The sequence below is a fragment of the Janthinobacterium sp. DSP2-3-3 genome, from assembly GCF_049897325.1.
Lineage (GTDB): Bacteria > Pseudomonadota > Gammaproteobacteria > Burkholderiales > Burkholderiaceae_D > Janthinobacterium.
The window spans coordinates 264810-277592 of sequence record NZ_JAFCWA010000005.1 but is presented as its reverse complement, the minus strand read 5'-3'; the positions used below and the strand labels follow the sequence as shown (position 1 = coordinate 277592).

Sequence of the window (12783 nt, the reverse complement as noted above, 5' to 3'; positions counted from 1 at the left end):
GCAAGCCTCTTTTTTTACGTCCGTCGCGTGCCTTGCCTACATAAAACGGGTACGCGCTCCCAGCAGGCCCATGCGATAGTTGCGCTGCAATTTGTACAGCACCACGCCGCTGGCGGAGATGAGGATGGTGATCACCAGCCAGTCCAATGGATTGCTGCGGTGCGGTGCGGGAGCCGCTTGCGACGGTACGGCGAAGGCCTGGAATTTATGTCCCGTATAGATGGCGCCGACCACCAGGCCCGCATCGGTGATCTTGTTGGTCAGGTACAGGCCGTCGTCGCGCCGGCGCACCGTCATCACGCCTTCCTTGTAGACAAAGGTCATCGGTTCAAAGCCGTTGATATTGACGCTGCCGACGACATGTCCGGCCGCGTTGACGGCCGTGGCGTAGCTGTCGCCCTGACCGATCAGGGCGCCCAGGTCGAGCATGCGCTTGCCGTCCCAGGCAAAGGCGTGCCAGCGGCGCTTCGCCGTTTCCGAAGCGCCCACGATCAGGCCAGCGTCATTGATGGCGGTGGCTGAACTGATGCGTCCGCCGGGCAGAGTGCCGATTTCCTGCATGCCCGTGCCGGGGCGGTAGACGAAGGCGCGGCGGTAGCCGTCGCCGCGCTGCGCCGTGCCCACCACCACGCCATGGTTGTTCAGGCCGCTGGCATAGCTGCTGGCGCCGCCCAGGGTGCCCAGGTCCTGCAGGCTGTGGTCGGCTTTCGTGACAAAGGCGTGGAAATCGCCGCCGCTGGTATCGGCATAGCCGGCAATCGAGCCGCCGCGCGTGATGGCCGTGGCATAGCTGCTGGTGCCGCCCAGGGTGCCCAGGTCGCGCATGCCGCCCGCTGCTTCAAAGCGGAATGCATGCCAGGCGCCACTGGGCGTCTGCGCCGAGCCCACCACCACGCCATGGGTATTGATGGCCTTGGTGAAACCTTCATTGCCACCCAGGGTGCCCAGTTCGCGGATGCGGCCATGCTGATAGGTCACGGCGCGGCGCCGTCCTTCTTCCTCCATGATGATGCCGGCCACCAGGCCGGCCGGGTTCAGGTCGGACGCGATGCTGCCATTGCCATCTTTTTCACCAAAGCCGCGTTCGGCATTGATGGTGGCGCTGGAGCTGGGAACGGCGGCTAGCAGGAGCAGGCCGAGCAGTGGAGCGGGAAAGCAGGCGAACCGTGGCGGCATGATAGTTTCCTCAAAGAAAAAACTTACTATACTTTTTTATGGCATAAATACATACCTAATTTACTACTTTTTTTAGTAATTTTTGTATTTCGTCATTATTGGCTGGCGCGGCTGCCTGCTGCGGCAGGTGGATGGCCAGCGCCGTGCCCCGGCCCGCCTGGCTGTCGATGCGCAGTTCCCCGCCCAGCGCGTGGACACGTTCGCGTATGCTTTTCAGGCCGAAGGCGGTCCGCTTGCCGTGGTCGCCCGGCTGCATGCCGATGCCGTTGTCGCTGATGCGCAGCACGATGGCGTCCGTATCTTGCGCCAGCGCCACTTCCACTTCGCTGGCCTGGGCGTGGCGCACGATGTTCGACAGCGATTCCTGCAGCACGCGGAAGATGGCCGACGTCTGGCGCTGGTCCAGGCCCAGGTCGGGCGCCTCGCTGTCGAGCGTGAGCCGGTAGCGGATGGCGCCACGGCCCTCCATCTGGCGGATCAGCCATTCGGCTGCCGGGCCCAGTCCCAGCGCCAGCGCGCTGGGATGCAAGTCATTGATGATGGTGCGCACCGAGCGGATGGTGGCGTCGATGGTGTCGAGCACGCGCTGCGCATGACGGTGCAGGCGCGGGTGGGTCTTAGCCGTGCGCGCGTGCAGCAGCGACACGTCGATGCGCAGCACCATCAGGTTTTGGCCCAGGTCGTCATGAATGTCGAGCGCGATGCGGCGCCTTTCCTCTTCCTTGATGGTCTGCTGGTGGTCGGTCAGTTCGCGCAGCTGGGCCAGGGTGCGCTGCAGGTTTTCCTCGTTGCGCTTGCTTTCCGTGATGTCGATGCCCATGGCGATGATCATCTGCGGCCGGCCTTGTGCATCGAAGATGGGTTTTTTATGCGTCTGCAGCAGACGGTTTTCCTGCAGCCGCGCATTCCACACCAGTTCTTCGCGGATCACCACCTTGCGGCTGGCAAACGCCTCCTGGTCCGCCGCGTGGAATCCCTGCGTCTGGTCCGCAGGAAAGTGCTGCACGTCGCGTCCTTCGGCGATATCCTGGAATCGCACGCCCCATTGCTGCTCGCAGGCCTGGTTCATCAGCAGCATGCGCGAATCGGCATCTTTCAGGAACAGCGACAGGGGCATCATGGAAATGATGTCCTGCAGCCGCTCTTCGCTACGCGCCAGGGCCGCTTCCGTTTGCGCGCGCATGGCGATTTCCGCGGACAGCTGGAGATTGACATCGAGCAGCTGGGCCGTGCGCAGGGCCACGCGGCTTTCCAGCTCCGCATGGGCCAGGCTCAACGCGTGCTCGGCCCGCTTATGTTCCGTGATGTCGCTGGCCATGACCAGTGCGCCTGTCAAGCTGCCGTGCCGGTCGTACAGGCGGCGTCCGCTGAGCATTGCCCAGCGCTCCGTGCCGTCGCCATGCCGGTACTGCAGTTCGCCCATGCAGCTATCCTTCACCGTTTGGCGCAGCGGACACAGGCGCAGCAAGGTGGCCTCGTCGTGGAATTCGTCCATGGAGTGGTCCAGCAGATGTTCGGCGGGAACGCCCAGCATGTCGCACAGGCGCTGGTTGACGTACAGGATGCGGCCGTGCGCATCCGTTTGCCACATGCCGTCCTGCGCCGTTTCGCTCAGGTGCTGGTAGCGCATGAGGCTTTCGTCGAGCTGCGCGCGCGTCATGGCGAGGTGGCTGCGCAGCTTGCGCATGAGCCAGATGACCGCGCCGGCGGCAGCGGCCAGCAGCAAGGCCAGCCAGACATGCTCCCAGAAGTCGAGCTCTTGCCAGGCCACGCCGGCCACCCAGCCCAGCATGATCAGGATAAGGGCGGCGCATGCCGCGCCCAGTGTTTCAATCGACCATTTGCTCATCCGCGTCCCTGGCGTCATGGTTGGCCGCTGCGGTGCGCATGAGGCCGCAGTGGGAAAGGTGTCAACCGCTAGTGTAATACCAATTGTTGCTTTCTTGAGAATATTTTGCCATCGAGCAAGCAAAAGGGCCGGCCCTTGCGGTGCCGGCCCCTGCCTGCCAAAGGTAGCCTGACGCGATCAGCCCGTGTTGCGCAGGCCCGCCGCCACGCCATTGATGGACAGCTGGATGCCGCGGTGGACCCTTTCGTCGATCTTGCTTTCCGCCGACAGGGCGCGGTTGCGCTTGATCAATTCCACCTGCAAGTGGTTCAGCGGATCGAGATAGGCGAAGCGGTTCTGGATCGAACGGGCCAGCAGCGGATTGCCCGCCAGGCGCTCGGTGTTGCCAGTGATCAGCTCCAGGCAGCGCAAGGTGTTGCCATGCTCGTCTGTGATGCTTTTGTAGATGCGTTCGCGCAAGTCCTGGTCTGCCACCAGTTCCGCATAGCGCGAGGCAATCGCCAGGTCCGTCTTGGCCAGCACCATGTCCATGTTCGACAGCAGCGTGGCAAAGAAGGGCCATTCGGCGTACATGGCGCGCAGGGTGGCGATCTTGTCATCTTTCGCGGCGCCCGCGTCATCGTTGATCCACGCCTCGATGGCGCTGCCGAAGCCGAACCAGCCCGGCAGCAGCAAGCGGCACTGGCCCCAGGAAAAGCCCCAGGGAATGGCGCGCAAGTCTTCGATGCGCTGGTTGGCCTTGCGCGAGGCGGGGCGTGAACCGAGGTTGAGTTCGGCGATTTCCGCAATCGGCGTGGCCGAGAAGAAATACTCGGTAAAACCCGGCGTTTCATACACGAGGTGGCGGTAGGCGTGGTAGGCGAGGTCCGACAGCTGCGCCATCACGTCTTCGAACTGCGCCAGTTGGCTCGCGTGCGCGGGATTGGCCGCCTGCGGCGCCAGGCTCGCTTCCAGGGTGGCGGCCACCAGCAATTCCAGGTTGCGCCGGCCGATTTCTGCGTTGGAAAACTTCGAGGCGATGATTTCGCCCTGTTCCGTCAGGCGGATCTGGCCGTTGACGGTGCCCGGCGGCTGCGCCAGGATGGCTTCGTAGCTGGGTCCGCCGCCGCGGCCCACCGTGCCGCCACGGCCATGGAACAGGCGCAGCTTGACGCCGGCCTTCTGGAAGTCGGACACCAGCGCCAGTTCCGCCTTGTACAGTTCCCAGTTCGAGGTCAGGAAGCCGCCATCCTTGTTTGAATCGGAATAGCCGAGCATGACTTCCTGCAACTGTCCCTGCTTGGCGATCAATTGCTTGACCAACGGCAAGGCCATGACCTGGCTCATGATGCCGGCCGCGCGCTGCAGGTCGGGGATGGTCTCGAACAGGGGGATGACCATCAGCTCGCAGGTGCTGTCGCCTTCGCCGCCTACCTTCCAATCGGTGCGCAGCAAGCCCGTTTCCTTTTGCAGCAGCAACACTTCCAGCAAGTCGGACACGGTTTCCGTGTGCGAAATGATGTAGTTGCGGATGGCCCGCGCGCCGTAGCGCTGGCGGATGTCGCGCGCCGCGCGCAGGATCGCCAGCTCGGAATCGGTTTCCGTGGCGTAGCCGATGTAGGGCGAGTACAGCAGGCGCGGCTGTGCCAGTTCGTTCAGCAGCAGCGCTTGCTTGTCTTCCTCGGACAGGCCCGTGTAGTCGGCGGCCACGCCGCTTTTCGCAAACAGGTCGGCCAGCACTCTTTCGTGCACGTCGGACGTCTGGCGCATGTCCAGCGACGCCAGGTGGAAGCCGAAGATGTCGGCCGCGCGCGCCAGGGTGGCCAGACGCGGGCGCACGAGCGCCGCGCCGTGGTGCGATTCGAGCGAGGCGACGATGGTGCGCAAGTCGGCGACAAACGCGGCCGCGTCGGGATAGGCGGCGGCCGGCCCCACTTCCTTGCGCAGGATGTTGGTGGCGCCCAGCGCGCGCGCCGTGGCGGCCAGGCGCGCATAGATGCCGATCAGGGCACGGCGGTACGGTTCGTCGCTGCGGTGTGGCGAGGCGTCCGGCGACTGGTCGGCCAGCGCTTGCAGTTCGGCGCTCACGCCCACCATCAGGGTCGAGACGGACAATTCCGCACCAAGCGTGTGCACTTCGTCGAGGTAAAAGTCGAGGATGGTGGTGGCGTGGCGCGCCAGCGCATGCTGCATGGTGCCGGCGTTGACGTTGGGGTTGCCGTCGCGGTCGCCGCCGATCCAGCTGCCCATCTGCACGTAGGCGGCGTTGATCGGTTCGATGGTGCCGTCGCCATTCGGGTATTCGGCGGCGATATCGTCCTCGATATCGTCATACAGGCCCGGCAGTTCGCGCAGGAAGGTGATGCGGTAGTAGGACAGGGCGTTTTCGATCTCGTCGGCCACCGTCAGCTTCGAGTAGCGCAGCATGCGCGTCTGCCACAGGGTGGAGACGCGTGAGCGCAGCAGTTGCATGTTGGCTTGCCGTTCTTTCGGCGTCTGTGGCAAGTCGCGCTCGGCCAGCAGGCGGGCGATGTCGTGCTCGGCGTCGAGTATGCTCTTGCGCTGCACTTCCGTCGGGTGGGCCGTCAGCACGGGGGCGATCAGCGCGTCCTGGAAGAAGGTGTCGACGGTCTTGCGCGGCACGCCGGCGGCGCGCAGTTTTTTCAGCGCAAAGCTGACGCTGCCCTTTTGCGCTGGCGAGCCGGCCAGCAGGTGAGCGCGGCGGCGGCGGATGTGGTGTTGATCTTCCGCAATGTTGGCCAGGTGCGAAAAGTAGGAAAAGGCGCGCACCACGGAAATCGTCTGTTCGCGGCTCAGTTCCTTGAGCATGGCGTCGAGTTCCAGCGCGGCGCCCGCGTCCGCTTCGCGGCGGAAGCGCACGGACGTCTGGCGTATGGTTTCCACCACATTGAAGACGGCGTCGCCTTCCTGTTCGCGCAGCACGTCGCCCAGCAGGCGGCCCAGCAGGCGGATATCTTCTTTCAGCGGCGCGTCCTTGTCGGAGCCGGCCGCTGTAACTATTTCTGGTGCTACTGCGTCATTGAGCATAATAAAGAACCAAAGTAAGTGTAAAAGCAAGGGAATGTGGATCGCACCGGGCGTTTGGCCGCAGAGGGGAGGGGGCGCATGATAAAATTTGTAGTCTTCAACATGGACGCTAGCCTGACTTGGCCTTCTAGGCAAAGGGATAACGATTATAGCGACGCCGGGCGCCATTTCGATACAAATTGATATCGGACGGGCGAAATGGCAACGCCAATCGCAATGACAATCGCAACGACAATGACAGCGAAAGAACTTGTTTTGAAAGCATCCGAATTGACCTCGAACGAATTGACGCCGAACGAATTGAAGCTCAAGATTCCCGCCCGACTGGTGATCGCCACGCGCGAGAGCCGTCTTGCCATGTGGCAAGCTGAACACGTGCGCGCACGCCTGGCCGCCCTGTATCCGCAGTGTAGCGTTGAAATTCTCGGCATGACCACACGCGGCGACCAGATTCTGGACCGCGCACTGTCCAAGGTAGGCGGCAAGGGCCTGTTCGTCAAGGAACTGGAGGTGGCAATGGAAGAAGGCCGCGCCGACCTGGCCGTGCATTCGTTGAAAGACGTGCCGATGGAGTTGCCGGATGGCTTTGCCCTGGCCGCCATCCTCGAGCGCGAAGACCCGCGCGACGCGTTCGTCTCGAACGATTACGCCAGCCTGGCCGAGTTGCCGCATGGCGCCGTTGTCGGCACCAGCAGCTTGCGCCGCCAGTCGCTGATCGCCGCGCGCTATCCGCACCTGACGATTTTGCCCCTGCGCGGCAACCTCGATACGCGTTTGGGCAAGCTGGACCGTGGTGATTACGCCGCCATCATCCTGGCTGCCGCCGGCTTGAAACGCCTGGGCCTGGCGTCGCGCATCCGCGCCGTGCTGGCGCCGGAAGACAGCTTGCCGGCCGCCGGGCAAGGCGCCATGGCGATCGAGATCCGCAGCGGGCGCGTCGATGGCGCCGACCTGGTACGCCTGCTGGCGCCGTTGAATCACATGGCCACGGCCCAAGCCGTGACGGCCGAACGCAAGGTGTCGAAGATCTTCGGCGGCAGCTGCCAGATTCCACTGGCCGCGTTCGCAACAATCGATGGCGAACAGATGCGTTTGCGCGCCATGGTCGCCACGCCCGACGGCGCGCGCATGGCCAGCGCCGATGTCAGTGGCCCGGCCGTTGCGCCGGAACAGCTGGGCGAACAGGTGGCCGAACTGCTGCGTGGACAAGACGCTGCCGGCATCCTCGCCTCGTGTGCCGTCACGCCCGACAACCATGAAGGCTTGGCGCCGCATGCCTGACACCGTGGTGATCACGCGGCCCGCGGCGCAAGCGGGGCCGCTGGCCGCCAAAATCGCGGCGCTGGGCTGGCCCGTGACCTTGCTGCCGTTGCTGGAAATCCACGCGCTTGACGGCGAAGAGGAATGCGCGCAGTTGCAAGCCGTGCTGGCGCGCCTGGGGGAGTACAACCTGGTGGCGTTTGTCTCGCCCAATGCCATCGACTGCGTCTTTGCGCACCTGCCCGCCTGGCCGTCCGGCCTGCCGCTGGCCGTGGTGGGCGAGGGCAGCCGCCTGGCATTGGCGACGCACAGCGTCACGGACGCGAACGCGACGATTACCAGCCCGCTCGATACGGCGCGCAGCGATTCCGAACATCTGTTACTGGCGCTGGACTTGCCGGCCCTGCGCGGCAAGCGCGTGCTGATCGTGCGCGGCGATGGCGGACGCGACTACCTGGCCGACGGCTTGCGCGCCGCCGGTGCCGAAGTCGAGTTCGTCACTGCCTACCGCCGCAAGGTACCAACGCTGACGCCGGCCTTGCGGGCGACCCTGGAAAAGTTGTTGCAGCATAATAATGACTGGATCATCACCAGCTCGGAAGCGCTGCGCGGTTTACTGGCGCTGCTCGAGGAACTGGATGGCAAAAAGATAGCTGTTGTGAAAATGCAACAGCAGCATCTGATCGTGCCGCACGCCCGCATTGCACAAACGGCGGCGGCCCTGGGTTTTGCCCGTGTCACCTTGACAGGATCAGGCGACGCAGGAGTGCTTGCCGCGTTACAATCACGATCATGAACGAAATGCCTACACTCTCCGAACCGAATGCAACGCCTGGCAGCGCCGTGAAGACGGCGCCGCAGGCGGCCGACCAACCCGCTGGCCGTGCGACTAGCCTGCTCGAACAGCTGCAAAAGCCCATGAGCATTGCCGTCATCGTGCTGGCTGTGCTGCTGGCTGCGCAAAGCTGGTCGACCAGCAAGCAAATCCGCAACCTGCGCGAAGAAGTGGCCAAGCGTCTGCAAAAGGGCGATGTCAGCAACGCCGAAACGGGCGTGCTGGCGCGCAACGTGCAAGAAGGCACGAAAGAGCTGGAAATCAAGGTGGGCGCGCTGGAAAACCGCCAGAGCGAAACGCAAAGCCAGCAGCTGGCCCTGGAACAACTGTATAACGACTTGTCGAAGAACCGCGACGAGTGGGCGCTGACGGAAATCGAGCAAGTACTGTCGACGGCCAGCCAGCAGCTGCAACTGGCCGGCAACGTGCCCGGCGCGCTGATCGCGCTGCAAAATGCGGACCGAAGCCTGTCGCGCTCGGACAAGCCGCAATTCATCACCATCCGCCGCGCCATCGGGCGCGACATGGAAAAACTCAAGGCTTTGCCCAGCGTCGATTCGACGGGCGTGGCCTTGCGCCTCGATGCCGTGATCGCTCAGGTCGACGCCCTGCCGATGCTGTCCGACGAAACGCCGGCCTTGCCGGCCGCGCCGGAAAAACCGGGCAAGGCCAAGCCAGTGCGCGATGCTAGCGGCAAGTTGGTGGGTCCACCGGCACCGGAACCGCTGCTGCAAAAAGTGCGCGACGGCTTCAATACCTGGAGCGGCGACATGTGGGCCGACGTGCGTCAGTTGATCCGCATCCGCCGTGTCGATACGCCGGAAGCGCTGATGCTGTCGCCGACGCAATCGTATTTCTTGCGTGAAAACGTCAAGCTGCGCCTGCTCAATGCCCGCATGGCTTTGTTATCGCGCAATGAAACCGCCTTCAGGAATGATCTGATCGCCGCGCAGGATGCGCTGGCCAAGTATTTCGACACCCGCGCCAAGAGCACGCAGACGGCGCAAGCCTTGCTGCGTCAAGTGCAGGGCAGCAACCTGGCCATCGAAATGCCAACCTTGTCCGACAGTCTGACGGCTGTGCGCAACTATAAAGCGAAGTCCTGAGCCCATGCGTCTATTTCTCTGGTTACTCGCCCTGATGGCCGCGGCGATCGGTATCGCCGTGACGGCCCGTTTCAACCCCGGCAACGTGGTGCTGTTCTATCCACCTTACCGCATCGACTTGTCGCTGAACTTCTTCCTGTTGCTGCAGGTGGTGCTGTTCGTGCTGCTGTACCTGCTGGTGCGCGCCGTGCGCGCCACCGTGCGCATGCCGGCGCAAGTGGCGGCCTACCGCCAGCGCAAGCGTGAGCGCGATGGCAACAAGGGCTTGCGCGAAGCCTTGAAAGCCCTGTTCGAAGGCCGTTTCGGCCATGCCGAGAAGGCCGCCTTGCGTGCCGCTGAACTGGAAGAAAACGCCGGCCTGGCCGCGCTGATCGGCGCGCGCGCCGCGCACCGCATGCGCCAGTCCGAACGCCGCGACAGCTGGCTGGCCCGTGTCGAAGGCGATGCCAGTCTGAAGACGGCCCGTCTGATGACGGTGACGGAATTGCTGGTCGACGACCACCAGCCGGAAGCGGCCCTGGCCGCCGTGCGCGAACTCAATGCCAGCGGCACGCGCCATATCCACGCCCTGCAATGGTCGCTGAAAGCCGAGCAGCAGGCGAAGAACTGGCCGGAAGTGCTGCGCCTCGTGCGTTCGCTCGACAAGCACCGCGCCCTGCATCCGGCCCTGTCGTCGCGCCTGCGCGAGCTGGCCTACGAGCATTTGCTGTCCGACCCATCGCATGACGCTGAATCCTTGATGCGCGTGTGGTCTACCGTGCCAAGCAGCGACCGGGTGAAGCCGTACATCGCCTGCCGCGCCGCCACGGCCCTGAATGCGCGCGGCCTGCATGACGAAGCGCGCCTCGTGTGCGAAGAATCGCTGGCCGCCGACTGGGACGACCGCGTCGTGCGCGCCTACCGCGAAGCGGCGGCCCCAAGTGGCACGCCGGCCCTGCTGCTGCAGATCGAACATTGCGAGCAATGGATGAAACAGCGTCCGCTGGACGCGGAACTGGCCCTTACCCTGGGTACCTTGTGCCTCAAGCAAAAGCTCTGGGGCAAGGCCCAGCGTCACCTGGAGCAAGCCCTGTCGGACGCGAACGAGCCGCCAATGGTACGCGACGCCCACCTGAAGCTGGCGCAGATGCACGATGCCTTGCAGCAGACGGAACAGGCTGCCGCGCATTACCGGCAGTGCGCGCTGGCCACCATTCTGTAAGCCAGTTAGTAAGCTGTTTCTCCAGACGTAAAAAAGCCGTTCAGTGCAGACTGAAGGGCTTTTTTCGTGGTGAGCCCATGCCAGGCGCACCATGAAAAAAGCCCCGGCAATTCACCCGCCGGGGCTTGATCTATTGCTGCAAATTCTGGTGGGCCTCCCGTGAGTTGAACCATGGCACCACGGATTATGGGTGGCAGGGTCAGGTCCGCCATTCAGACACAAGCCCAACCATAGCCGCGTTGAACAACGATGAAGACCTGTCGCGTATTCAATTGCGAATACAAGGTTGACGGCAAGCAAACTACGTAACGTCTCTTACGCGCTCCGTACTGCCATAAATAGGAATGTGTGAAAAGATGCAGCAAGCCTTCTGAACGACCAAACTTTGCGATGCTTGTCTCGCGATCTGCATAGTGCGGGCCGTGCATGGCATTGTTGTTGGCGTGAGGCACAAAACGCAGGCGGGCCGCTGCTGCATCGCACAAACTGCCTGTACTTCGCTATAATTACGCGGTTAAAACACAATCCGCTAATGAGGAACCCCATGAGTTTGAATAACGTCTCTTCCGGCCGCGACCTGCCGAACGATTTCAACGTCGTCATCGAAATCCCGATGAATGCCGATCCGATCAAGTACGAAGTCGACAAGGAAAGCGGCGCGATTTTCGTCGATCGCTTCATGGGTACCGCCATGCATTACCCGTGCAACTATGGCTATGTGCCTAACACCCTGTCGCCGGACGGCGACCCGGTCGACGTGCTGGTCATCACCCCGTTTCCGCTGATTCCAGGCGTGGTCGTGCGCTGCCGCCCTATCGGCGTGCTGAAAATGACCGATGAGTCGGGCGAAGACGCTAAAGTGCTGGCCGTGCCAGTCGACAAGGTCCTGTCGATCTACAGCCACTGGCAAAAGCCGGAAGACTTGAACGAACTGCGCTTGCGCCAGATCCAGCATTTCTTTGAGCACTACAAAGATCTGGAAAAAGGCAAATGGGTCAAGATCGACGGCTGGTATGGTCCTGACGTGGCCAAGGAAGAAATTCTGAACGGCGTCGCTGCGTTCAAGAAAGATGCTGAAAAAGCATAAGAGCACCCAGTAAAAAAACGCTCCCCGCCAGCCATGGCGGGGAGCGTTTTTTTATGCGCGAAACGGACTGTGTTCATTCAATTCATCAAGGTAGGCATCGATGCCGCCCCGCTCGCGCTCAAGGAAGCGCTGCACGGCGTCGGCAAAGGCCGGGCGGGCCAGCCAGTGGGCGGACCAGGTCTTTTGCGGCATGAAGCCCCGCGCCATCTTGTGCTCGCCCTGCGCGCCCCCTTCGAAGGTGGCGATGCCGTTGGCGATGCAAAATTCCAGCGGCTGGTAGTACGCCGTCTCGAAATGCAAACAGGGTACGTGCTCGAGCGCGCCCCAGTAGCGGCCATACAAGGTATCGGCTGTATGGATCACCAGCGAGGCGGCAATGGCCCGGCCTTCGCGCTCGGCGATCACCAGCAGGATGTTCTGCGGCATGCTGGCACCGATGCGCCGGAAGAAGTCCAGCGATAGATAGGGCGACGAGCGGTGTTCCGCATAGGTATTGCTGTAGCAGCGATGGAACAGTTGCCAGTCGGCGTACGTCGCCTCCACGCCGCGCACCTGGCGCAGCGTCACGCCCGCTTCCTGTACCTTGCGCCGCTCGGCGCGGATATTCTTGCGCTTCTTGTGTTCCAGGGTGGCGAGGAATTGCTCGAAATTCGTGTAGCCGGGATTGAGCCAGTGAAACTGCACGCCACTACGCATCAGGTAGCCGGCTTGCTCCAGCTGGCGCGCTTCGCTTTCCGGCGGGAACAGGATGTGGCAGGACGAGACGGTGCTGGCTTGCTGCTGTGCCTGCAGGAAGGCCAGCAGGGCGGCGCGCGCCTCGCCATCGCGTGCCAGCAAGCGCGCGCCGCTGACAGGCGTAAACGGTATCGCGGACAACAGTTTCGGGTAATATTCAAGGCCATGCTGCTGATACGCCTCGGCCCAGGCCCAGTCGAACACGTATTCGCCATACGAGTGCAGCTTCAGGTACAGGGGCAGGGCGGCGGCCAGGGTCTCGCCTTGCCACAGCACCAGGTAATTCGGCTGCCAGCCCGTGTCCGCGCTGGCGCAACCGGACTCGTGCAGTGCGTGCAGAAAGGCGTAGGAAAGGAAGGGATTCGCGTCCGCCTGGCTTGCCAAGAGTTCAGACCAGGCCGCTTCGCCAATATCAGCCAGAGTAGAGACGATAGCCGTGCGATAATTCATTGTTGTAGTGTGCATTCATCACTCTCGGGGCGCCACCGTCGGTCTGCGCGCCCCTGT

Annotated in this window: 9 protein-coding genes; 5 read left to right on the top strand and 4 right to left on the bottom strand. The window is 63.0% G+C overall.

Features of this window, described 5'->3' with window-relative positions; translation table 11 throughout:
• Positions 1-36 precede the first annotated feature (36 nt).
• From ACP7DE_RS12525 to ppc, 3 genes are all read right to left on the bottom strand, one after another.
• A complete protein-coding gene (locus tag ACP7DE_RS12525; RefSeq protein WP_426072394.1) occupies positions 37-1176 on the bottom strand; it encodes an HAF repeat-containing protein in 1140 nt (379 codons plus the stop codon).
• 55 nt (positions 1177-1231) lie between these two features.
• Positions 1232-3025 (bottom strand): PAS domain-containing sensor histidine kinase, encoded by a 1794-nt coding sequence (locus ACP7DE_RS12520; protein WP_426072393.1) that lies wholly within the window; start codon positions 3023-3025, stop codon positions 1232-1234.
• Positions 3026-3202: 177 nt separating this feature from the next.
• A complete protein-coding gene (ppc, locus tag ACP7DE_RS12515; protein ID WP_426072392.1) occupies positions 3203-6052 on the bottom strand; it encodes a phosphoenolpyruvate carboxylase in 2850 nt (949 codons plus the stop codon).
• A gap of 300 nt (positions 6053-6352) precedes the next feature.
• Here ppc and hemC point away from each other — a divergent pair, with 300 nt between their 5' ends.
• The 5 genes from hemC (at position 6353) to ppa (ending at position 11541) form a co-directional block, all read left to right on the top strand.
• On the top strand, positions 6353-7333 hold the full coding sequence (gene hemC, locus ACP7DE_RS12510; protein ID WP_426072553.1) for a hydroxymethylbilane synthase: 981 nt from the start codon (positions 6353-6355) through the stop codon (positions 7331-7333).
• Entirely contained in the window at positions 7326-8108 is a 783-nt protein-coding gene (locus ACP7DE_RS12505) for a uroporphyrinogen-III synthase (protein ID WP_426072391.1), read from the top strand. Before hemC ends, ACP7DE_RS12505 begins: the two co-directional genes overlap by 8 nt.
• The gene (locus ACP7DE_RS12500) at positions 8105-9253 is read left to right on the top strand and encodes a uroporphyrinogen-III C-methyltransferase (protein ID WP_426072390.1); all 1149 of its coding nucleotides are present in this window, start codon (positions 8105-8107) and stop codon (positions 9251-9253) included. The genes ACP7DE_RS12505 and ACP7DE_RS12500 overlap by 4 nt, the downstream gene beginning before the upstream one ends.
• Before the next feature lie 4 nt (positions 9254-9257).
• A complete protein-coding gene (locus ACP7DE_RS12495) occupies positions 9258-10454 on the top strand; it encodes a heme biosynthesis protein HemY (RefSeq protein ID WP_426072389.1) in 1197 nt (398 codons plus the stop codon).
• Between the two features lie 544 nt (positions 10455-10998).
• The gene (ppa, locus tag ACP7DE_RS12490) at positions 10999-11541 is read left to right on the top strand and encodes an inorganic diphosphatase (protein ID WP_101480430.1); all 543 of its coding nucleotides are present in this window, start codon (positions 10999-11001) and stop codon (positions 11539-11541) included.
• A 51-nt stretch (positions 11542-11592) separates the two neighbouring features.
• On the opposite strand, the gene ACP7DE_RS12485 is transcribed toward ppa, so the two are convergent.
• Positions 11593-12726 (bottom strand): GNAT family N-acetyltransferase, encoded by a 1134-nt coding sequence (locus ACP7DE_RS12485; protein ID WP_426072552.1) that lies wholly within the window; start codon positions 12724-12726, stop codon positions 11593-11595.
• Positions 12727-12783 lie beyond the last annotated feature (57 nt).